Genomic DNA, 22,378 nt, shown 5'->3' on the forward strand with positions numbered 1-22,378 from the left:
ACAAATGAAAACTGCCATATCAGATTAAGCTTTACCTGTATTTAGTCCTATTTTATACTTTAAAAAGATTGAAGTCCAAAGGAATCAAAATTATCAATAGTTTCATATTTTACTAAGAAACTTCTAAAATCCAATCTTGTAAAATTGGATTTACCAATTCTGGAGCTTCGTCTTGGGGGCAATGTCCTATACCTTCCAAAGGTACAAATTTCCTCACCTGGGTAAACTCAGCAAATTCTCGACCTAATTCTATTGGTTCCCAAGGGTCGGCAGTTCCCCATAAAATAATAGCTGGACAAGGTAATTTGGGTAAAAGGTCTTCTGCTAAAGGTCCTTGGGAATAAGCTGTAAAAGCTAGAAATACAGATGCCGCACCTGGCTCTTTTGCTGGTGCCATTAAAATATCTATCAATTCATCTGTTACAGCTTCACCAGTCGGATAAGCTTGGAGCAAAATCGAACGCACAGTTTTAGGTTTTGCAATTTGATTAAAAAAGAATTCTCCTACTGACTTGATAGATAATATACGCTGTAGGAAAGGCGCTCCTATACGCCGATATACTGGTAATTCAGCTTGTTTGCGTTCGTGCAAAAGCCTAAGAGAGCAGTTGAGCAAAGCTACACTTGAAACAATATCTGGATTATCAACAGCGGCTTGCATTGCTACAATACACCCAATAGAATTTCCTACTAAATGAGCCGATTCACCTACCACCTGACGGCAAAAATCAGCTATTTGCCGCCCCCAAATTTCAAATGTATAAGCAATTTCTTCTCCAGGTTTTGGTTTTGCTGAAGCTCCAAAGCCAATCAAATCAATTGCATAAACGCGAAAATTTTCTGCTAGCACCGGGATATTCTTTCTAAAATGTCCCCATGAAGCGCCGAAACCGTGTATTAAGACAACCGCAGAACCGCTAGTTCCTTGGGTTTGATAGCAAATCGGGAAACCTTGCCAAATCCAAGTTTTTGTTGAGTTAAATACTGGGGTGGAAGTAGAACTACTCATAGAAAATAAATTTTATATATAAGTAAATAAACGCAAAAATCTAAACTTAACGAGATGAACATTTTTGTTGTCTTAATAATTTCAATCTTTACCTTTAAAAAACATCATAAAAAAGAATTTTGCTTGTATATAATATAAGTTTACTAACTATTAAGCTTATCTAAAAGACAGTATTCTTACACCGAACACTATTAATATGGCTAATATACAACGTCGCGGTCATTAAAAGAAAAGACTACTGATAGGATTTAATACTACTCAATTCAACGACGATAATTCATGAACCTGGTTTTTAGTATCTTGATATTTTACAACTGATTTACAGTTGCCATAGCTTATCTCTATCAAAACTTTTACTACCTGTTGTACTTAAACGAGAAAGAATGTCAATATTTTGGCTAGATTGAAATATTTATAGTAGCCCGGATATAGATATTTTTGGTATCTCTTATCTAATGTAACTTCAGTGTTTTTTCTGATATAAGTTTAATAAATTAATTTTACATAAATATTTTTCTGTGCAACAAAAAATTGAAACATTGACATGCAAAATAAAGAAGTATGTCCTTGAAAACTGCAATGGACATAGCGCTTCTGTTAATTATTACTGCTTTCAATAGCTTGTGACAATAACTCTGCGATATGCACGCGAATGCCAAAAAACATAAACAGGATTAGACGTAATGCCAAAAAGATAAATATACTTTGATTCAGTAGTTTCACAATTTACGACTACTGAGTGCCAACTATAAAATTATTGGATATCAGTTAAGCATCTACACAGAGGGTGGCTTGAAAGCGGACGCACGCCCACCACATTCAAAATGTGTTTTGCTGTTTCCAGTTCCTTCCAGCAACCAAGAATATGAGTGTACTAAAAAAAATGGATACCCCCATAGGAAAATACGCACCTGATTTTGAACTGCCAGGAATTGATAATCAAGTACACCATCTAAGACGTTATTTAGAAAAATTCCGTGCAGTTGGCGTAATTTCTATGTGCAACCGTTGCTCCTACGTAGGGTTGTATATAGATAAATTAAAAAAATTACAAACAGAACTTGGCAAACAAGGCTTCACCTTAATTGGAGTTAACGGCAACATAGCCCAAAACGATCCGAATGAAAGCTTTGATAATATGAAATCTTTTGCCAGAGAATACCAATTAAATTTCCCTTACTTATGGGACTCCACCCAAGATGTGACTCGTAGCTTTGGTGCTACTAAAACACCAATGGCATTTTTGATCGATAAAGACGGTATTATACGCTACAGAGGTCAAGTTGATAGTGATGCTCAACAGCTTGGTTCACAGCAAAAAGCTTATTTAAAGAATGCTGTTGTCTCTTTATTAAAAAGCGAAGAGATAGATATAGCCGAAACAGAGCCTCTAGGTAGTAGTTTGGTATGGCGAAACTAGAGACAGATAGTCATTCTACTGATATCTTAAATTGGAGGCAAATACAAATTTTGGATAAAGCTTAACTTCATGGGAACAGGTTACCGACGGGTTTTACTTAAACTGAGCGGTGAAGCCTTAATGGGCAGTATGGGCTACGGAATTGATCCCGAGGTGGTTAATTCTATAGCTTCAGAAGTAAAAGAGGTTGTAGCCACAGGCGTTCAGCTTGCCATAGTAGTGGGAGGCGGAAATATATTTCGCGGTATGAAAGCTGCTTCGGCGGGTATGGATAGGGCTACCGCTGACTACATCGGGATGATTGCTACGGTTATGAATGCTATGACGCTGCAAGAATCCCTTGAACGAATAGGCGTACAAACGCGCCTGCAAACCGCGATCGCAATGCAAGAGGTCGCTGAACCTTATATACGTCGTAAAGCCATCCGTCATCTAGAATTAGGACTGGTGGTTATTTTTGGTGCGGGTTCGGGCAATCCCTTCTTTACTACCGATACTACTGCCGCATTAAGGGCAGCTGAAATCGATGCAGAAGTGATTTTTAAAGCTACGAAGGTAGACGGAGTATACGATTCCGATCCAAATGATAACCCCGAAGCAAAGCGTTACAAATCGCTAACATACGCACACGTTTTAAATAAGGAATTGCGAGTAATGGATAGTACTGCGATAGCCTTATGTAAAGAAAATGATATCCCAATTCTGGTCTTTGACTTGAATGTGCGGGGTAATATCCACCGCGCAGTCATGGGAGAATCCATTGGCACCCTTGTGGGAGGTTCTTGTGAAATTAGCTGAAGCTGAAAGTACAATGAAAAAGAGCATTGAAGCGACTCAACGCTCTTTCAACACGATTCGCACCGGTCGTGCTAATTCGAGTTTGCTAGATAAGATTATGGTTAACTACTACGATGTAGACACACCTTTAAAGTCTTTGGCAAATATCGGTACGCCGGATGCTACTACCATAACAATCCAGCCCTACGACCAAAGCAGCTTGGGTAACATCGAAAAAGCTATTTCAATGTCGGACGTAGGTTTAACTCCTAATAACGATGGTTCTATTATTAGGTTGAATATTCCACCTTTAACTGAAGAACGTCGTAAAGAATTTGTGAAACTCGCCGCGAAGTATGCTGAAGAAGGTCGTGTTGCTATTCGCAATATTCGTCGGGATGCTTTAGATACGATTCGCAAGCAGGAAAAAAATACTGAAATTTCTGAAGATGAATCGCGAGATTTGCAAGACGAGGTGCAAAAATTGACGAATAAGTATACGAGTAAAATAGACGATTTATTAGGGGAAAAAGAAAAAGAAATCACAACTGTTTAAGATGTGAATTATATAAGCACAGAGTTGGAAGTTATAAGTGTGTAATTTTGAATTAACTTCTAGCTCTGGGCTTTTTATTTGTTTTTTAAAGTAAGTATAATCCCTGGTATTTGTCTTTTCTGATGGTGAATACTGAATCATCTTCTATAAAAAATAGTACTCAGGAGCGATTAACCGGCACAGCATATCAAAAATTATATTTACTTAAACTTAATAAAAAATCTTCAATATTTAGCAAAAATTTTTAATTGATGGAAGCAATTGATTGTAATTTATTAGCGGTTATATAAACCATGCAATTTAAGATGTAAAGTTCAATACATATAAGCAAAGTTGAATTATGTAGGGCATACTAGTACAGAAAAAGAATATTAAAAGCACAAATATAATAAATCAGTTAAAAATTAAATTTGAATAGTTATATTTACGGATGGGTATAGTAAGTCAAGAATAATTATTGAGATAAATACAAATAATTCCGAGTAAAATGGCGGACGGTTTAAGTCATAAAATCGGAAATAGTTTAGTTGGATAACACCTTCATTCAAATACACCATTATTGAGGAGCAAAGCTTAACCATATGTACGATTGCATTATCGTTGGCGCGGGTCCTGCTGGTGGAACAGCTGCGTATCATTTAGCAAAACAGGGACGTTCGGTACTCGTTTTAGAAAGAGAATCTCTACCAAGATATAAGCCTTGCGGTGGTGGAGTATCCCCCGCGATCGCCAAATGGTTTGACTTCGATTTTAGTCCGGCAATTTCGGAGAAGGTAGACACCATTAAGTTTACTTGGAAAAAGGGAGACCCTGTAGAAACAAAGATTCAGACCATAGAACCAGTATGGATGGTACAGCGAGATGTTTTTGACCATTTTTTAGTTCAGCAAGCTCAGAAACAAGGTGCCGAACTCAAGGATAGTACTGAAGTAAAATCTATTGATTTTAAAGGCGACTACTGGGAAGTTAATACAGCAAATGGTACTTTTAGTGCACGTTACCTGATTGCAGCAGATGGCGCGAGTGGCCCGATGGCAAAATGGTTGGGTTTCAAAGAACCCAAGCGTCGTTTTGCCGCAGCTTTGGAAGCACCCACCGCATCGGGACAAGATAAATCTAAGATTCAGTTTGAATTTGGAACGATAAAAAACGGTTATATCTGGAGCTTCCCCAAAGGTGATGGTGTATCTATCGGTGCTACAACCTTCCTTGGTGGAGAACCTGGTAACTTCACGAAAATTTTTAAGGATTGCAGCTCTATGTTTGGCATTGATATCAATGCTTGCAAAGAATATACCCACCCTATATGTGTATGGAATGGAAATAAAACACTGCATACTCAAAACGCAGTTTTAGCTGGAGAAGCAGCTTGTGTAGTTGACCCCATGACAGCAGAAGGTATTCGTCCCTCGATTTTTAGCGGTATGAAAGCTGCTGAAGCTATTAATAAGGCTATTGGTGGTGATCCTAACGCTTTGGAAAAATATACCGAAGTAATGAATGAAGAATGGGGCGCTGATATGGCTTGGGCGCAGAAGCTGGCAGGAGCATTTTACCGCTTCCCAGGTGTTGGTTACAAAGCAGGTGTAAAACGTCCGACTGGTAGCCAGATTATGGGTCAAATTTTATGCGGGCAATTGCGTTACGGTGATGTTGTAGGTCGCGCCCTCAAGCGTTTGGTTCCCTTTGGCTAATTAGCCTTTAGCAAGAAATACATGCAATTTGGTTCCCAATCAGATGCAAGGAACCAAATTGCAAAAGGCTTTTCCTAACTGGCACAGAGCGTTGTAACAATAACTAATAATTGCGGCTATTTTTATAATCTTTACTTATCTTTAACGGGGTAGGCTTATAGCTTGTCCCGTTTGAATTTATGACCAATTTTAAACGATACTAAACTTACTCATAACTAAATATAAAGCAACTGCGGTTATTCCCATGCACAATACCCCCGCAACACCTGCTAAAGGTTTTTGATTTTTACCTGTTATCCATTCAGATGACTTACCAGTGTAATCAATCAAGCCAAGTGTATCAATACTCGCTATACACCACACCCACCCCGCATGTAGTCCCCAAGCTATCCCCAAGCTGCCAGCATCGGCAAACCTTGCTAAGACTAAAACTATTCCCATTAAAAATAATCCTGGGAGTTGGGGAGTTGTTTCCTTTTGTTCCCAAACTAAATGCAGCAATGCGAAAATTAAGCTGGAGATGATTGCAGCTATCCAAACTGAATAAACTTCTTCGAGTTGAGTGAAAAGAAAACCTCGAAATACTAGTTCTTCAACACCACCTACTAATAAAGCGATTAATAATACAGAAAATAATGTAGATGAAACGGACTTTAAATTAGAAAGTTTTAACTTACACAAACCCAAATATAGCTGGCAACCAAATATAAAAGCTAAGCTTGCGACACCCCAAAAGAACCCTAAAAAGAGCGAGTATAGAATTGAAAAATTTGCTACCCACCCATAATTTGCAAAAGATTCATCGATTAGCAAATTAGTCAAGAATAGGATTAGAGGAGCTAATAAATAAAGAGAAGTTACTAAAGCGATTTTTTGCTGCGGTTGCAAAGGTTCATTTGGTGTCCAATGCAACAGTTTTGTCAAAATAAACGCTACTGGCAACCAAAATACTATCCAAGCAACAAAAAAAGCGATCGCAATAATTAAAGCGGGTGTATTTTCCCAGTGAAAAATTGAATTACTGCCCAAATATTCAAATAAATCGGTCGAAATAAACGAAAAGAACACAACAGAATAATCGCTTTAGCTATATTTATTTTCAGAAAGATAAAAGAAAGCAGATTCTAATATGGAACTACAGAAAAGAGAAGCATCAATTGCATCAACACTTCTCTCTTTCATTATGAGTAAGACTCGCAATTCAATTGCTTATCTTCTATTTTTTAATCAAACGCCCAAAAAATTCCAGATAAATATAGTAGATTCGGCATATTTTCTTGTTCATAATTAATTAAACAAGCTGCCAAAACAACTATTAATCTATAGGTGCGGGGAAAAGTCATAAAACACTGTTTTATTAACTTATCCCTGCTATAAGAAAAATTTACTCTTCTTCTTCTAAATCTTCATCAGAATCTTCATCTGTTTGACTTGCTCCGTCAACTTGAATTAGGTGAATGTGTTTGTATCCCAATTTAATTTCAAACTCATCACCAGATTTTAAACCCATTGCTTTGGTATATGTAGCACCAATAACAATTTGACCGTTTTGATGAACGCTAACTCTATATGTCGGTTCGCGTCCTCGACCATCTTTTGGTGTTTCAGGACTCAAGGGTATTCCCCTAGCCGATAACAAAGCATCGTAAAAATCTGTCAGATTTACTCGTACCTGACCATTCTTAGTAGTAGTGTAATAACCGCACTGCTTTGCTCTTTCTCGCCTTGGTAAATTAGATAGTTCTTTGACTTTTGCAAGCAGTGTTTTTCCTGTTAATGGCGCTGTTGCTGTTTCACTCATTACACTCAAATTTTCCTTAATCTGTGCTTTCGCGATCAATAATGCAGTTTTATGCCTAGCCTAAAGGCGATTTTTTGACATTCTTACATCAAATTTTTTCGGACTTTAACTATGCCTCAATTCCTGCTTGTCTAATTTTAAAAGAAACATGTTTATGGTATTCCACAACATTTTACTCATAAATTAGGTTAGTAGGGGCAAATAGTTTCAGCAATCTTACATAGCTTTAGCCCATGTTTACTATCCGCAGATGAAATTTTTTTCTCACTCGGCTTTAAACAAAGCTAATTAACTGTAATTTAATGCAAGCAAACTACGCTAGTCTGCTATTTAAATAAGAAAGCAGACAAGACAGAAGTTAGCAGCCAATTTATTTGCAGCTCAAGTCTTTTAGACATTAAGAGTTGTAGGATTTTCCCTAACATTACTCTATGACTTAAGACAGCATAGTTAATGCCAAGGGTTTATGAGGATAAACCCTTTTATACTGCCTTCTAGTGACAAAATTTTTTATGCCCCTAGATTACGAAGAAACAAAGCTATAGCTACCGCAGTTGTACGGCAATTTATTATAGTTTTGTTTCCTCATAATTTTATATTAAATACTAACATGGACTAATAATAGCAAAATTATTGTTTAAGTTTTAATTATTTTTACAAATATGCTTTTATATAATGTTCTGTTCCAAAGGGGGTAGGTGTTGCTATGATAATTTTATAAAAATTAATCTGGCGTTGTATTCATATTTTTGATTTGATTGTTACATATCCCACTTTCACTGAATATTCATCTCTGTAACGCGACTCTTATGTACAAGTCTTCTGACAAGCAAATGTGATATCGGAGATGTTAATCAGTTGGTTCAAGTCTTCCATAATAATCTTGAAATTTAATTTGGTAAACAGGGAGTATAAAGGTTTTTAACCCTAGAGGAGATTAAAAATGGTGTGGTAGTTGAACAATAAAGCAGTTGTAACAAGAAGGTATATTTGAATAAATATTGAAAACTGCGATTCAACGAATTTTGTTAAGACTCTTGTTTTTACGCTTCCCTCTATCAAAAAAATCCTTATAAAATTTCTCACAAGAGTTAACTTATATTAATGATTCTGAATGCGGCTCTAGCTAATAGCAATAGTGTTTAAGCTTTTGAGGTTGTTCGACAGAAGAAAGTAGGCAATACGTCACGAATAAGGAGAAACAGAAATATTTACTTTCATATTCTGTGGGGATGTTACTATAGCGGGCGTTAGCTGCTTCACTTGTTGCCTCAAGAAGACTACTGGGGAAATTTTTACACTTATCCCATCGAGGTCATATAATAGATTCTCTTTGATGATTATTCGATGTTAAGTAGCTATTTAAATTGGAGCAATCAGAGGATAAGCTGCTATGAGGAAGGCTAACTACTAGATTAAAATTTATTTCCTTGGGCAAGCAAGGGTAGAAAATTAAAATCGAAGGGGCAAAATGAAAGTTAATTTTAAAGTTATTCGACAAAATCCGAAAATATCTCCTACTGTTCAAACTTATCTTTTGGAGGTCGAAGAGGGCAATACAATCCTCGATTGTCTAAATCAAATTAAATGGGAGCAAGATGGGACTTTAGCATTTCGTAAAAATTGCCGCAATACAATTTGTGGTAGTTGTGCTATTCGGATTAACGGGCGCTCAGCTTTAGCTTGTAAAGAAAATGTTGGCAGCGAAATTGCTCGATTTACATCACATATATCCCAGGAGAATAGAGAAAATTCGATTCCAGAAATTACTATTGCCCCATTGGGTAATATGCCTGTACTAAAAGATTTGATTGTTGACATGAAGGGTTTCTGGAACAACTTAGAAACTGTTTCACCATATGTCAGTACTGCTGCCAGAAAAGTGCCGGAGCGAGAATTTTTACAAACACCAGAAGAAAGAGAGCAGCTTGAAGAAACTGGTAATTGTATTATGTGTGGTGCTTGTTATTCTGAGTGCAATGCATTGGAAGTAAATCCGGATTTTGTCGGTCCCCATGCCCTTGCTAAAGCTTATCGAATGGTAGAAGATAAGCGCGATGATGAAACTGAAATTCGTTTAGAGAAATACAACGAAGGTACTAAAGGAGTTTGGGGCTGCACCCGTTGTTATTATTGCAACAGTGTTTGTCCTATGGAAGTTGCACCTTTAGATAAAATTAGCAAAATCAAGCAGTCTCTTTTGGAAAAGAAAGAAGCAAGTGATAGTCGTTCGATTCGTCATCGTAAGGTATTGATAGATTTGGTAAAAGAAGGTGGATGGATTGATGAGAGACAATTTGGTTTGCAGGTTGTTGGTAATTCTTTTAAAGACATCAAGGGTTTATTAAGTATTGCTCCTCTTGGCTTGCGAATGATAAGTAAGAGTAAATTTCCTTTGAATTTTGAACCTTCTGAAGGAGTAAAGCAGGTTCGTTCTTTGATGGAAGCTGTTGAACGAGAAAAAGTTAGTCAAGGGAACGAAGAATAGCGAATAGGGAATTTTAGGGTGTTGCTGATTACAAATATGAATAGCCCCCCAACCCCCAATTTTAGGGGAGAAATGTATTTTAAATTCCCCCAATTTTGGGGGATTCAGGGGGCTAGTAAATATAAGAAAGATAAGTTCATATTTCAATTCAGCAATGCCAATTTTAGGGTGTGTTGTCGCGTAACGTAACGCACCATCTTCTATAAAACATAAAAACCCAAGTGTACAAATACGTTGGTGCTGAAGAAATTCGAGAAACAACAGCACATTTACCACCGGGGAGTAGAATTTTATCAACTAACGATATTGACGATTGGATTCGAGAAACCAAACAACAGGTAGATGCTTCGGGATTAATTGCAGCTACTTTTGTTGTAGACTGCGAAGGTTATTTAATAATTGCCGATAGACACTCGGAGCATATTGCTTGTGCTGGAGGTAAACGAGTACTATCAGCCGGAGAAATATTTTTTCAAAAATTCAAAAATGACTTAGAAATAGCTGAAATTACCAACCAATCAACGGGTTTTTGTCCCGAGCCAGAATCTTGGCAGCATGTAGCCAATGCACTTAATTTAATTAAGATTCCTTACCCATCTTCATTTAACGTTGAATTTATTTTTCGACGCTGTTTTGCTTGCAGTCAAATAAATATTGTTAAAGATAATATATTTATTTGCTCTGTCTGTAAGGTAAAGCTTCCTCAAAAGTGGAATTTTGACCGATAAAAATTCTATATCGTTTTAAAATAATAATTTTTTTATGACTTCTCGGGACAAATTAATCAGAATCGCTGATATTAGGGCAGCAGCAAAACGTCTTGAGGGAATTGCTCATCGCACCCCAGTTTTAACTTCGACAACGGTAAATCAAATTACAAAAAGTCAAGTATTTTTCAAATGCGAAAACTTCCAGCGCACGGGTTCTTTTAAATTTCGCGGTGCATACAATTCGCTTTCACAACTATCAGAATCACAAAAACAAAAAGGTGTGCTGACTTTTTCATCGGGAAATCATGCTCAAGGAATTGCACTTGCGGGAAAATTACTTAACATTCCTACCACGGTTGTGATGCCAGCAAATGCCCCCGCAGTCAAACAAACTGCAACTCGCGGTTATGGTGCCCAAGTGATTTTGTATAATCCCAAGGAAATTACTAGAGAAGAATTAGCGCTTTCTCTAGCACAAGAAAAAGATTTAAAAATTATTCCTCCTTTCGATCATCCTCATATAATTGCGGGACAAGGAACAACTGCTTTAGAACTAATTCAAGAAATCGGAGAACTAGATTTATTATTGGTTTGCTGCGGTGGTGGTGGATTAATTTCCGGTTGTTCTATGATTACCAAAGCGCTTTTACCAAATTGTCGCATCATTGGAGTAGAACCCGCACAAGCTGATGATGCTACTCGCTCTTTTTACTCTAAAACTCTGCAAATTGTCCATAATCCAGATACTATTGCTGATGGTGCGAGAACTCCAAGTTTAGGAAAAATAACTTTTCCCTTAGTATTGGAATATGTAGACGATATAGTAACAGTATCGGAACAAGCAATTATTCGCACCATGTTATTTATTTGGCAGAGGTTAAAAATAGTAGCTGAGCCTACGGGAGTTTTGGCAGCAGCAGCTTTGTTGGAAGGTGTAGTCAAAAACCCTGGTGCGAAAATTGGTGTAATTATTAGTGGTGGGAATGTTGATTTGGCTAACCTAGAGAAGTTGTTTTCTCAGATTTAATGTTTTGAAAGAATAGTCTATCAAGTCAAACAGCAGCTTGTTTATTTTTCTTAACTTTACTCAACCAAATCACCATATCTTCCAAACCAAGTGCAATTTCACTTCCTAATGTTTCGATATAGATTAGTCCATCGCTAACTGTCAAACCTCTAATGGGATACCATGTATTTCTTATACGAATAAGAAGCTCTAATTGAATTACTCTACCTTCAATCTGCCGACGATATTTCCACCAAGTTCGCCATAACATAGCTGCTTTTTGGCAATGCATTTCATAACCTGATGGAATTTGACAGTACTCATACTGATAAAAACCGCGATTATCTATATCTCCTATCAAAATAAAATTGTATTCAGCCAATACCTGACTGATTAATTGCCAGTAATTAGATTTTTGTTTAATTAAAAACGGATTCAATGTACGCTCTAGTTTGGTAGTGGCAACTATCCCTTCTTTTTTGGCTGTTAACTGATTGGTTTTATAAACTGCTTCACCCTGTAATGTTGAATTTGCTAATAAAACTTCCTTTTTTTGTATGGATAGTTTAACAAACTCTCGAATCAAATCAATATCGGATAACATCGGAAACCAGAGATAATAATATATGCTATATTACCCATTCGATTCATTTATCTTTCGTCCGTATAAATACTTTTGCTGATGATCAAAATATTGTTTTTGACTAGTTTATATTTCGTTACATAGTTCGATTTATTTGTGCTTACCTACTTGCCTCAAATTTATCTTTTGCAAAAGTAATCTTCTCTTCAATTCCAGAAAGTTTATCTACATTTGAATCAATAGTTTTTAATCGCGGAATCAGTCCTTCTTGATTGGCGATTTGTATAGAAAGTCCTGGACGAGCGTTAATTTCTAACAACAACGGACCTTTTTCTTCATCTAAAACTACATCAATACCGAGATAACCAAACTCAGTTTTCTCGCATAGCTTTGCAGCCATATCCAAAATAGTATCCCAATGAGGAATTTGGCGATCGCGTAAGGTTGCGTCTGTATCGGGATGCTTTTCTATGTAGCGGTTATTTTGTATCGCTGTGAGTGTTTTCCCCGAACTAAGATCGATACCCAAGCCCAAACCACCTCTATGTAAATTGGCTTTACCATCAGAAGCTTTGGTTGGTAAACGCAGCATTCCCATCACGGGAACACCTTGATAAACAATTACGCGCACATCCGGAACACCTTGATAAGCAATTTCATCGAATACTGGATCGAACTTTACTGCATATTCGATAATCGTTTTATCGCTTAATCCTCCGAGCGAGAACATTCCACCAAGGATATTATGAATGTGATATTGCAAATCAGATTTGGAGAGAATCTTACCGCTAGGCTTTTTAAAACCATCATCGGTAACTTCGGTAATTGCTTCAATTCCATCACCACCGCTACCTTGGGCGGGTTTGACAACGAAGGAATCATGTCCATCAATAATTTCTGATAGCTTTCCTACTTCATTTTGAAACCTAATTACACCGTATGTTTCTGGAATAGGTACATTAAGTTCCTCAGCAATTCTCTTTGTTTCTAATTTATTATCTGCCAATTTATAAAGATGACGGGGATTACTAGGAAAAAGATAATCAACATTACGAGCGTTGATTCCTAGAACTCCTTCCTGTATTAATGTAAATGGAAACATTCTTATATTTTGAATTTTAGATTTTGGATTAATTAAGGTCAAAGGTTAGAGGTTAGAGGTTAAAGGTTAAAATTCTCCCTTTTTCCCCTCTCCCCTGTCCCGTTTCCTTAAGATTGACTCAACTGCTTTTGCATTGATTTAAATCGGAAATATTCAGTCAGCTTATAGCCGTTATAACGTCCGACGAGAATATTAATTCCTAAAACTAACAACAACAGTTCTGGAAAAGTAAATGCTAAATGTTGGACGTAGGGATTAATTACACACAAATAACCGATAACTGCAATCAAAACTGTACCAAGTCCGGCTATGATTGTTTCTTTTGCTCCTGCTTCTTCCCAACTCAAAGCAGCCCTTTCTATAAGCATGGCAAGGATAACAATCGGGAACAAGGAAATCGATAGCCCCAAATTGATACCGAACCTTTGCAAAATAATTGCTAATATTCCAATTGTTAAAACTGTTGCGGTCAAAATAGCGGCTAACCTGGGTACAATTAGTAGCTGTAGTTTATCTAAATAGGCACGAATTAATAAGCCAATAATTACAACTAAAATAAACAAAGGTATGCCAACTATCAGCCCAGTTTCTCTAAATGCAAGGGCTATTAGTATTGGTGTAAATGTTCCAAAAGTTTGCAATCCGACCATTTGATGCAAAACCGAAATAATTAAAGCACCAATCGGAACTAATACCAGTACTCTAAATACTCTTTGTGTAGCTAAAGGTAAATTTAACAAGGAATATTCTAAAAAGGGATTTTTAGCTTTTTGTTTTTCCCAAAGTGCTTGACTAATTCCTTTGTCGGTATTTGGTCTAACTACTACTTCTAAATTGACATCTCCCGAACCTTTTGCACTTAAAGCGCCATCGGTACCGTACCACCAAGTTAAATATCTATTTTGAGTTCCAAAATTACCGTCGATACTATCGTAAGCAAGCCAACCTCTATCAGTTTCTACTTCCAACCATTGAACAAAATCAGTTGAATAAACTTCTTCATTGTTGAATAAAATACCGTTACCAACTCGTACCGGAATTTTTGCTTGTTTTAATAAAAATGCTGCCAACTCTGAGGTAGAATCATCAATCTTTAATGTTCTTTGAATAGTCCTAATCCTGATATCATCGGGATTAAGCGCTAATTGATAAATTTGTTTGGCGAAATCTAAAGTATTATTATTTGAATCTCTTGCTTCTCTAAAAATTGATTCTATTTCCGCAACCGGAAAATTCTCTTTTAAATTATCTTCAACTACAGCGTTATCTTTATCAAAGTTACTAAGCTGCTGCTCAACAAATTTCTCTCCCGTGATGGAAACTGGCTCGCTATCAGATTTTGAATTATTTTTAGCTAAATCAGTTTTATCAATAATTGCTCGATAAAAGATAGCTTCGCTTCCTTTAGCATTCTTATTTGAAAATACAGCAACTCTATTTGATGAATTCTTAAGCTCTTTAACTTGGCGAGTATAACTATCATTGATAAAATCTTCACTGATAATTTTGTAGCCGGGAGATGTTTGAGGAAGCTGTAGCTCTATTTCACTAGGTAATGCGTTTTCAGAATCTAATACTCTGCCTTCAGAATTTACTGATAACTTAGCTTCAACATACCAATTCTGATAAGCTTGGTTTGGTAATAGTGGAACATCAGTAGCAAACACTTTATGAAAAAAAATCGCTAAGCTAATAGCGGCTAAAAACAAAGCTAATATCAAAGCATGAAAATTACGATTCACTTTCTTTCTCCCCTGACTGACAATTTGGCTTTGCAGTAAAACTTTCAGCAGAGTTGACGGCAAATTTACCTTTTTTCAGCATATTGCGCCCGATAAGAACCGAATAATTGTAGTCATCTCTATCGGCAAGGTTGACTTCTTCTTCAATCCATCTACCTGCGACACAAAATTTCATTTTCACTACCGCACGACGACTTTCACCTTTAATGCGAACCCATCTTTCTACAGGACGTTCAAAAACTTTTGTTACTCCTTCTGTATTGGTGTATCTAAATTTAATCATGCCACCAGATTCCGATTCATCATCTGGCTTTTCTAAAATTTCGGCATTAATTGAACTTGTTTTAGCACCGGTATCTAGCTTAAATTTTATGTCTTTATCTATGCCAGAAATCGTACCATTTTCTATCCAGCCAACGGTTTTCATATCTGCTGAATTTAAACTGACTCCCTGAGTTTGTTGTATGCTACAACCCGCGCCAAAGAGCAAACTTATAAATAATACAGGACAAACCCTTTTAGCTGCATAGGTCATATGCAGGCTAAATTTACTTTTCATAAACTTGATAATTTTCCCCGATTAATATCAACTTTAATTGGTATTAGCAATATATTCGACTGATGCTATCAAACTGCTCGTTCTAAAGACAGATTTCTATAGAATTAATAGTGTAAATTTTAAAATACAAATTTTCTAACTATGTAGGGTTTGAGAAATAATGTGAATCGTGTATATTTATTTAGTCATTGCAAACAAATTGGATTTGATAATAAGAGCAAATTGAATCTGTGACAAGCATCATAATAAATTGTGTCATAAATCAACATTACATTTTTGAACGGCAATTTTGCTTTTTAATTAGGGCGTTCTAATGTGTTTTTGTAAAAACTTTTAAAGCAGCCTACTGATGAAGAGATTAAAAAAAATAACTGTCTTTTCACAGAGTGTAAAGCATCATCATAACTAATATTCCATCATTTTAATTTGCTTGTTCGCTTGTCTTTGAGCCTTATTCATAGCCTTTTCTAAATCTTGCTGTCCTAACATAGCGCTGGTAAATTGATTTTCAAAATTGTTTACAATCGGTGCCGGATATTTTCCAATTTGCCACGGCATCGCGTAATCAACTCCTGCTATAAATGCCGAGCGTAAATCATCTTTGTCGTACTCTAGTTTTTTGGCTACTGATTTTCTACTCGGTAAGGCAAAACCACTTTGAGTCCATTTTTCCATACCCTTTTTGCCTGTAAGGTAAGAAATTAATTTCCAAGCTTCTGCTTTATGCGTTGCTTTTTTATTCATTACGTAAGCAACGGTAAATACCATTGTGCCTTTTTTATTATTTATCTTTGGTACTTCTGCGGTACCAAAGTCTAAATTGGGAAAAGTTTCCTTCAAATAAGGAATTGCCCAGTTACCTTCTATAACCATTGCAACTTTACGTTGTGCGAACATTTCGCTTCCAGAATTTGTCCCTACGTCTGTTTTTTGTGCAGAAGTTTTTTCTTGTTGATATTGTTCAACAGCTAATCGCAATCCTTTCAAAGCTTCAGGGGAAGCAAAAGCTGCATAACCGCAATTTTTATCGATGATTTTTCCGTCAAAGGCTTGGATTTTATAAGCTTGTCTGGCTAACTCTGGCGTTTCTCCAAAGCCATATTTATCTATTCTGCCGTCTTCGTTGCTGTCTTCTGTTAGCTTCTGGGAGTAATTACGTAATTCTTTCCAAGTTTGAGGAGGATTCGTAAAACCTTTTTTACTGAAAGTTTCTTTGTTATAAAACAGAGCCAAAGTTGAGTAATCTTTCGGAAGTCCGTAAATTTGGTTTTTGTATTTAAAGCTTTTTAACAGAGTTGGTTCAAAATCATTTAAATCAAATTCAGGTTTTATATAACTATCTAGAGGTTCTAGTACATTTTGGCTGATTAAAAAAGGCGCTTCCAGAGCATCTAGGTAGAATATATCCGGTGCAGCTTCCCCTACTAACCGAGTTTTTATTACATCCATATATTGGTCATTAATAACCTCATATTTAACTCTTATATTTGGATGCTCTATTTCAAAATCTTGTAGCAATTGTTTTAATAACTTTTGCTCAACCGAACTAGCTCCCCAGCCACTAAGTTTAATAGTAATTATATCTGATGACGTTGAAATATTTGATAAGAATACATTATCTAAAATGCCTATTAGCAAGGTTAATGCCAGAAAGATTCCTAAAAAGCTAAATAGTTTTTTGTTCATAGCAAATAAGCGAATAGGGCTAGATTTTTATGAAAGCAATATTCTCATATTGATGGGGCACATAAAATACCAGCTTTACAAATATTTTTTAAGATATTTTAGATTTTTTTAATATTTCTTTCTACGGGCAGAAAAAATGTTGAGTAAAACCATTACTTAATGGGGATTTTTGTTTCAAACGACGCTTATAATATTTAACAAAACGTAAGTTATACTGTTGTTAATTTAAACTTATATATATCTTTATTAAGATATGTAATGTAAGATTAACAAAGATTGTCAGAGTATCTGGCAAGAATCATTTGAATAACAGGTCATAAACCGATCATTTAAAAATAATTATTCCGAAGGGTAGCTAATGCAATCTGTTCAGGTTAATACTGCTGTTCTTAAAGTTCCAGAAAGCCACCAGAGTGCTGTTTTGCCGTCAGTGCTCCCGCTAACTGAAAATAATCTTGAATCTCAAAGTAAAAGAATTTCTAAAAGTGCTATTCGCAAAAGCCTGAAAGCTTCCACGGCGGATGGAGTGTTTGCGGCAGTTTTTGATATTACTACCACTGGAATTCTGTTAAGTAATTTTTTAATAGAGTTAGGTGCAACTCCAGTACAAATTGGGATGCTTTCTTCTATCCCCATGCTGGTGAATCTTTTGCAGCCTTTAGGTGCTTATTTTTCCGAACGTACTGATAGTAGGCACAGCTATTGTCTTTGGACTCATGGTGCTGCTAGATTTGTATGGCTATTTTTGGCGATCGCTATTGGTACAGCAAGTTGGGGCTGGGGAGATTTGCACAATCACCAGTTGGTTGTTTTAACATTATTAATAATTTTGGCGAGTCACGTACTAACAGCATTAGGAAGTGCGTCGTGGCTGAGTTGGATGGCGATGCTGGTTCCCCGACAGTTACGCGGCAGATATTTCGGTTTAAGAAATAGTGTTTCCAGTTTTACAAAATTACTTTACGTACCCTTAGCTGGTTTGATAGTAAGTCTTTGCCCTGGTGGTGCGATACGAGGTTACGGATTAGTTTTACTTTTGGGTTTAGTAGCCGGTGCGGCGAGTCTTGCTTGTCAGTTTTTGAAAGCAGATATTAATCCCCAGTCTCATAATTATTCAGAAATAAAAAGTTTTAGTAGAAACGAAGCTTCAGATAATTCAGATAATACAGAAGAAGATAGTACTAAAGCAGTTTCTCCAACTTCAGAAATTGCAAACCAGAATTTCAGTCAGTCTCCCAGCATGTGGAAAGACTCTAATTTTTTAATATTCTTGGCTTACTTCAGCTTATGGATGTTTGCTTTTAACCTTAGCACGCCATTTTTCAACCTTTATATGCTTGATACCCTTGACTTAGATGTTAGTTGGGTAACGGTTTACGGCAGTTTTCAAGCCGGTGCTGGAATGTTGATGCTGATTTTTTGGGGAAAGTTAGCAGATAAAGTTGGAAATCGAGCCATCTTATTTTTAGTAGGAATATTAGTTGCGGTAATTCCACTTTTATGGGTAGGAATAGGCGTAGATTCTTTGAGTATTTGGTTGTGGCTGCCTTTGCTACATATTCTTATCGGAGGCTCTACCGCAGCAATTGAATTATGCAGCAACAATATACAAATAAGCATTGCTCCTGTAAGAATGCAGTCTGTTTATTTTGCAACCGCAGCAGCTGTAGCTGGTGCTAGCGGTGCAATTGGCACAACAATCGGCGGTTTTCTGGCAGAAAATGCTTTTTTAGGAGGATTACCGGGTTTATTCATGATGTCTGTAGGTTTCCGGCTAATCGCTCTTGTTCCACTGCTATTTGTTCAAGAAGCCCGGAGACAATCTTTAAGTAAAATGTTTCAGAGTTTTCGGAAATTACAGTTAACAGTTAGCAGCAATCAGTAATCAGTTAGCGGTTAGCAGTTAGTAGTTACAAGCAAAGGGTTGGGAGGAAGAAGGAAGAAGGTAGAAACCAGCCAGGAGAAAATTCAGTTATGAGGTATTAGCTTATACCAATTCTGGATGAGGCTGCGCTAAAAGCCCTGACTATGGAAGAGTGGGGCTAGACAAACGAAGCCCCTCTTCAGAGGCTAAATTAGGCGCATCTTTATAAAGAAATGGTATTAGTAACAAAAAAAACAACATTTAAGTCGCATTTATATTCTTATTTCAATCCCACGTTTTTAAACGTGGGTTTCTTCTTACTTCTTCCCTCTTCCTTTATGAAATCAAAAACCTCACCCTTTTCTCTGTTTACTAATAAGAGAAATGTCCTTAAAGACAGGTGAGGTTAAATTACTTTTTCGCTGCTAACTATTAACTGTTAACTGGTAACTGTTCAATGTTTACTGTTCTGTAACAACAGTATGGTTCAACTTTGTTGTTGTTTCCCATACCAGCAAATTGTTATTAGCTGTCATTGCGGGCGGTTGGTGTAAAGCAATTAATTGTGTCAAAGTTTTCTTTAATTGAGTGCGGGGAATAATTTCATCAACAAAGCCATGTTTAAGTAAATCTTCCGCACTTTGAAAGTCTTCAGGTAATTTTTCTCGTAAGGTTTGTTCAATAACTCGTCTACCTGCGAAACCAATAGTTGCTTTTGGCTCTGCCAAAATGATATCGCCCAACATTGCAAAACTCGCCGTCACTCCACCAGTTGTGGGATTAGTCAATACAGGAATGTAAAGAAGTTTTTGTTGACGATGAAGTTCTAAGGCTGCTGATACCTTAGCCATCTGCATTAAAGAGAGCAATCCTTCTTGCATTCTTGCTCCGCCGGAAGTACAGATAATTACTACTGGGTAGCGTCGTTGGGTTGCTTGTTCAATCAAACGTGTTAATTTTTCCCCTACAACCGAACCCATACTAGCTCCAATGAACCGGAAGTCCATTACACCTAGAGCAATAGCTAAACCGTTGATTTCTCCTAAACCGGTTCTAACAGCATCTGTTAAACCAGTTTTTTCCTGCATATCTCGTAAACGATCGCTGTAAGATTTGCGATCGCGAAATTGTAAAGGATCGGTAGGAAGCAAATGTTCGTCCATTGCTGTCCAAGTATTGGCATCTATAAGCTGATTAATGCGTTCGTCGCTGTCCACTCTATTATGATGTCCGCACTCTATGCAAACCATTTGGTTTGCTTTCAAGTCTTTTGTATAAGTTAATACGCCACACTTAGTGCATTTATGCCACAATCCATCAGCGATTTCACGTTCTTGACGTTCAATACTAATAGATTCTGTCTTACGTCGGTTTGCAAACCAATCAAATAAAGATTTAAAACCGCGTGTTTCGTCGTTGTTTGCCATTTGTATCTTATGCAAGTGGATTGTATGTCAAATTTAGTCAAGAATACGGGAATTGTATTTTTTATCTTTCGCATGAATGTTATATTTTATAGCTTTTCATGCTAGACATTTATATTATTCCCCAAGGTTTTACTAAGCAATGGAGATAAAAACGTATTTGTCTGTGCTTTTCAGCTTAACGAAAATAAGTAAACCAATTCAAGTCTTAGGCTATATCGAAGGCATAACAACTTCAAGTGCAATACAGTCTAAAGAAAACAATAAGATACTGTGTGCAAGTTGATGATACGTCCAAGAATTATTGGTAATTTACCAAAATTTTTTCAGCTACAGCACAATAATACCAAATCCTTAAAACATTATAAGGTAATGAATTTTACAGTTATAAAGTATCAGCTAACAGTTAGCAGTTATCAGCTAGAAGTCAGGAGTAGCAATTAGTTTAGTTATTTTCCACCTTTGTTAAAGCGCTTTTATTCCTTACCGACGTACTCCTAAAAAATTGTGGCTTGGTATGAGTTATTAGATTTTGATTAAAACAGTGGAGAATTTTTAGCCAAACCGATTATCGGGAATGATACAAGATTTAAAAGAAGAATTTTATGTAAGCTGATAAAATAGCTTCACCGCTAAAAAGTGCGATCGCCGAACCTAGAGCTAAATAAGGACCGAAAGGAAAAGGTTTATTTCTTTTTAAGTTTTTTTGTATTAAAAGGGTAGAGCCGCTTTGTGCAATAACTCCTGCGATACAAGCTATGAAGCTCGCTAAAAGCAAGTACTTCCAGCCCAGCCAAGCTCCCATCATTGCTGCTAACTTGGCATCCCCTGCACCCATTGCATCTTTGCGAAAAATAATTGTGCCGATGCGGGCAATTCCGTCAAACATCCAAATTCCTAATACTGCTGCTGCGATTGCTAGCATTAATTGATTTACTAATCCCAACCAACCCGACTGCGATGTGAATCCTAATATCATTTGAAACACAATACCCAATATTAAACCCGATTTTGTGAGTTCTCCGGGTAAAGTCATTGTGTCTAAGTCAATTATTGATAGCGCTAACAGCCAACTACAAAATAGCCAATAGCCTATCGTCTGCGGCGAAAATTGAAATGTGATAAAAACTATAACAAATATTAATCCCGTAATCGCTTCAACAATTGGGTAACGAGGAGATATTTTACTTTTGCAGTAACGACAACGCCCCTGCAACCACAACCAGCCCAAAACCGGAACATTATCGTAAGCCTTTAACCGGTTTAAACAATGAGGACATCGGGAAGGAGGATAAAGAATCGATAAACCAGCTGGTAGTCGATAAACTACAACGTTGATAAAGCTACCAATAGATGCACCTAATAAGAAAACAATTAAACCTGCCGGTACGATAATCCACTCATCCATGAAGTTACCCCAAAGTCATCTGTCTAAAGTAATTCCTAACTAGGTCTGACGTAATTAGTAATTACCCTTAAGTACTTACTTTTAATGACAAAAAATGGGGAATAGCTCAGATGGGGAGACAAAGCGAAAAGGGTAGCAGAAAATCTCCACTACTAGCTGGTTTCTACTTGCTCCTAACTCCTAATACATATGAGATTCGATTTGATTCAATGGAACAAAACACTCTTGTGGTAAAAGAACTGGTTGCTGGGTGAAAATCACTTTTCCTCGATGATTGCCACGATTAATCGCTACTCCTGAAGGTTGTCCAGCAATTTCTGGGTGAACCTCACAGTATGTGTAATATATTTGACCCGCCGCTCTGATGACAGATGAGTCAATCAAAGGAGATTGCGTCATGGGGTTCGTAAAATTTTCTTGCCCTTGTCGTAATGCGTACACGAATTACTTATGTTTTATGACTAGGTTTGCAATTAAGTGTATCTGAAAGTTTCCGGTTTAGGGAGACAAAATTATTTTGACCTAAATTAGAAAAGTAATTGTTAATTA

19 protein-coding genes are annotated in these 22,378 nt (G+C 36.7%); 8 read left to right on the forward strand and 11 right to left on the reverse strand.

The genetic code is table 11. The features are described 5' to 3' along the window. Window positions 1-112: 112 nt before the first annotated feature. Window positions 113-1,009, reverse strand: a complete 897-nt coding sequence (locus RIV7116_RS02000; protein WP_015116591.1) for an alpha/beta fold hydrolase — start codon at window positions 1,007-1,009, stop codon at window positions 113-115. Window positions 1,010-1,874: 865 nt separating this feature from the next. On the opposite strand from RIV7116_RS02000, the gene RIV7116_RS02005 reads away from it, so the two are divergent. The 4 genes from RIV7116_RS02005 to RIV7116_RS02020 all read left to right on the forward strand — a co-directional run bounded on the left by RIV7116_RS02005 (window position 1,875) and on the right by RIV7116_RS02020 (window position 5,456). Continuing rightward, window positions 1,875-2,429, forward strand: a complete 555-nt coding sequence (locus RIV7116_RS02005; protein ID WP_015116592.1) for a thioredoxin family protein — start codon at window positions 1,875-1,877, stop codon at window positions 2,427-2,429. A gap of 69 nt (window positions 2,430-2,498) precedes the next feature. Then, window positions 2,499-3,227: a UMP kinase gene (gene pyrH / locus RIV7116_RS02010; RefSeq protein ID WP_015116593.1), complete on the forward strand. Its 729-nt coding sequence runs from the start codon at window positions 2,499-2,501 to the stop codon at window positions 3,225-3,227. Beyond that, entirely contained in the window at window positions 3,214-3,762 is a 549-nt protein-coding gene (gene frr / locus RIV7116_RS02015) for a ribosome recycling factor (RefSeq protein ID WP_015116594.1), read from the forward strand. The genes pyrH and frr overlap by 14 nt, the downstream gene beginning before the upstream one ends. Before the next feature lie 581 nt (window positions 3,763-4,343). After that, complete coding sequence (locus RIV7116_RS02020) at window positions 4,344-5,456, forward strand: geranylgeranyl reductase family protein (protein ID WP_015116595.1); 1,113 nt, start codon at window positions 4,344-4,346, stop codon at window positions 5,454-5,456. Between the two features lie 189 nt (window positions 5,457-5,645). On the opposite strand, the gene RIV7116_RS02025 is transcribed toward RIV7116_RS02020, so the two are convergent. Together RIV7116_RS02025 and RIV7116_RS02030 are read right to left on the reverse strand one after the other, a co-directional pair. Continuing rightward, window positions 5,646-6,524, reverse strand: a complete 879-nt coding sequence (locus RIV7116_RS02025; RefSeq protein WP_015116596.1) for a CPBP family intramembrane glutamic endopeptidase — start codon at window positions 6,522-6,524, stop codon at window positions 5,646-5,648. 316 nt (window positions 6,525-6,840) lie between these two features. Then, window positions 6,841-7,257 (reverse strand): AbrB family transcriptional regulator, encoded by a 417-nt coding sequence (locus RIV7116_RS02030; protein WP_015116598.1) that lies wholly within the window; start codon window positions 7,255-7,257, stop codon window positions 6,841-6,843. Window positions 7,258-8,728: 1,471 nt separating this feature from the next. On the opposite strand from RIV7116_RS02030, the gene RIV7116_RS02035 reads away from it, so the two are divergent. The 3 genes from RIV7116_RS02035 to RIV7116_RS02045 all read left to right on the forward strand — a co-directional run bounded on the left by RIV7116_RS02035 (window position 8,729) and on the right by RIV7116_RS02045 (window position 11,482). Further along, window positions 8,729-9,745: a succinate dehydrogenase/fumarate reductase iron-sulfur subunit gene (locus RIV7116_RS02035; RefSeq protein WP_015116599.1), complete on the forward strand. Its 1,017-nt coding sequence runs from the start codon at window positions 8,729-8,731 to the stop codon at window positions 9,743-9,745. A gap of 221 nt (window positions 9,746-9,966) precedes the next feature. Next, on the forward strand, window positions 9,967-10,473 hold the full coding sequence (locus tag RIV7116_RS02040; RefSeq protein WP_015116600.1) for a hypothetical protein: 507 nt from the start codon (window positions 9,967-9,969) through the stop codon (window positions 10,471-10,473). 34 nt (window positions 10,474-10,507) lie between these two features. Further along, complete coding sequence (locus RIV7116_RS02045; RefSeq protein ID WP_015116601.1) at window positions 10,508-11,482, forward strand: threo-3-hydroxy-L-aspartate ammonia-lyase; 975 nt, start codon at window positions 10,508-10,510, stop codon at window positions 11,480-11,482. 25 nt (window positions 11,483-11,507) lie between these two features. Here RIV7116_RS02045 and RIV7116_RS02050 read toward each other — a convergent pair whose 3' ends face one another. The 5 genes from RIV7116_RS02050 to RIV7116_RS02070 all read right to left on the reverse strand — a co-directional run bounded on the left by RIV7116_RS02050 (window position 11,508) and on the right by RIV7116_RS02070 (window position 17,133). Then, complete coding sequence (locus RIV7116_RS02050) at window positions 11,508-12,065, reverse strand: hypothetical protein (RefSeq protein WP_015116602.1); 558 nt, start codon at window positions 12,063-12,065, stop codon at window positions 11,508-11,510. A 139-nt stretch (window positions 12,066-12,204) separates the two neighbouring features. Further along, window positions 12,205-13,146 (reverse strand): alpha-L-glutamate ligase-like protein, encoded by a 942-nt coding sequence (locus RIV7116_RS02055; protein WP_015116603.1) that lies wholly within the window; start codon window positions 13,144-13,146, stop codon window positions 12,205-12,207. Window positions 13,147-13,253: 107 nt separating this feature from the next. Then, window positions 13,254-14,888 carry a UUP1 family membrane protein gene (locus RIV7116_RS02060; protein WP_015116604.1) on the reverse strand — a complete coding sequence of 545 codons (1,635 nt, stop codon included), beginning with the start codon at window positions 14,886-14,888 and terminating at the stop codon, window positions 13,254-13,256. Further along, window positions 14,878-15,447: a RimK/LysX family protein gene (locus RIV7116_RS02065; protein ID WP_015116605.1), complete on the reverse strand. Its 570-nt coding sequence runs from the start codon at window positions 15,445-15,447 to the stop codon at window positions 14,878-14,880. Before RIV7116_RS02065 ends, RIV7116_RS02060 begins: the two co-directional genes overlap by 11 nt. A 405-nt stretch (window positions 15,448-15,852) precedes the next feature. After that, window positions 15,853-17,133, reverse strand: coding sequence for an ABC transporter substrate-binding protein (locus RIV7116_RS02070; protein ID WP_015116606.1), 1,281 nt, complete (start codon window positions 17,131-17,133; stop codon window positions 15,853-15,855). Between the two features lie 358 nt (window positions 17,134-17,491). Here RIV7116_RS02070 and RIV7116_RS02075 point away from each other — a divergent pair, with 358 nt between their 5' ends. Then, window positions 17,492-19,018 (forward strand): MFS transporter, encoded by a 1,527-nt coding sequence (locus RIV7116_RS02075; RefSeq protein WP_015116607.1) that lies wholly within the window; start codon window positions 17,492-17,494, stop codon window positions 19,016-19,018. A gap of 440 nt (window positions 19,019-19,458) precedes the next feature. On the opposite strand, the gene accD is transcribed toward RIV7116_RS02075, so the two are convergent. The 3 genes from accD to RIV7116_RS02090 all read right to left on the reverse strand — a co-directional run bounded on the left by accD (window position 19,459) and on the right by RIV7116_RS02090 (window position 22,270). Next, window positions 19,459-20,424 (reverse strand): acetyl-CoA carboxylase, carboxyltransferase subunit beta, encoded by a 966-nt coding sequence (accD, locus tag RIV7116_RS02080; RefSeq protein WP_015116608.1) that lies wholly within the window; start codon window positions 20,422-20,424, stop codon window positions 19,459-19,461. A gap of 586 nt (window positions 20,425-21,010) precedes the next feature. Next, a complete protein-coding gene (locus tag RIV7116_RS02085; RefSeq protein WP_015116609.1) occupies window positions 21,011-21,829 on the reverse strand; it encodes an A24 family peptidase in 819 nt (272 codons plus the stop codon). 180 nt (window positions 21,830-22,009) lie between these two features. Then, entirely contained in the window at window positions 22,010-22,270 is a 261-nt protein-coding gene (locus RIV7116_RS02090) for a hypothetical protein (protein WP_015116610.1), read from the reverse strand. Window positions 22,271-22,378: the final 108 nt, after the last annotated feature.

This window comes from Rivularia sp. PCC 7116, from assembly GCF_000316665.1.
Classification (GTDB): domain Bacteria; phylum Cyanobacteriota; class Cyanobacteriia; order Cyanobacteriales; family Nostocaceae; genus Rivularia.

Bases quoted from the DNA above. Each gene is read 5' to 3' on its own strand.
- RIV7116_RS02000 (WP_015116591.1), bottom strand. From the start codon at position 1,009: ATGAGTAGTTCTACTTCCACCCCAGTATTTAACTCAACAAAAACTTGG.
- RIV7116_RS02005 (WP_015116592.1), top strand. From the start codon at position 1,875: ATGAGTGTACTAAAAAAAATGGATACCCCCATAGGAAAATACGCACCT.
- pyrH (WP_015116593.1), top strand. From the start codon at position 2,499: ATGGGAACAGGTTACCGACGGGTTTTACTTAAACTGAGCGGTGAAGCC.
- RIV7116_RS02020 (WP_015116595.1), top strand. From the start codon at position 4,344: ATGTACGATTGCATTATCGTTGGCGCGGGTCCTGCTGGTGGAACAGCT.
- RIV7116_RS02030 (WP_015116598.1), bottom strand. From the start codon at position 7,257: ATGAGTGAAACAGCAACAGCGCCATTAACAGGAAAAACACTGCTTGCA.
- RIV7116_RS02035 (WP_015116599.1), top strand. From the start codon at position 8,729: ATGAAAGTTAATTTTAAAGTTATTCGACAAAATCCGAAAATATCTCCT.
- RIV7116_RS02045 (WP_015116601.1), top strand. From the start codon at position 10,508: ATGACTTCTCGGGACAAATTAATCAGAATCGCTGATATTAGGGCAGCA.
- RIV7116_RS02050 (WP_015116602.1), bottom strand. From the start codon at position 12,065: ATGTTATCCGATATTGATTTGATTCGAGAGTTTGTTAAACTATCCATA.
- RIV7116_RS02055 (WP_015116603.1), bottom strand. From the start codon at position 13,146: ATGTTTCCATTTACATTAATACAGGAAGGAGTTCTAGGAATCAACGCT.
- RIV7116_RS02065 (WP_015116605.1), bottom strand. From the start codon at position 15,447: ATGAAAAGTAAATTTAGCCTGCATATGACCTATGCAGCTAAAAGGGTT.
- RIV7116_RS02070 (WP_015116606.1), bottom strand. From the start codon at position 17,133: ATGAACAAAAAACTATTTAGCTTTTTAGGAATCTTTCTGGCATTAACC.
- RIV7116_RS02075 (WP_015116607.1), top strand. From the start codon at position 17,492: ATGCAATCTGTTCAGGTTAATACTGCTGTTCTTAAAGTTCCAGAAAGC.
- accD (WP_015116608.1), bottom strand. From the start codon at position 20,424: ATGGCAAACAACGACGAAACACGCGGTTTTAAATCTTTATTTGATTGG.
- RIV7116_RS02085 (WP_015116609.1), bottom strand. From the start codon at position 21,829: ATGGATGAGTGGATTATCGTACCGGCAGGTTTAATTGTTTTCTTATTA.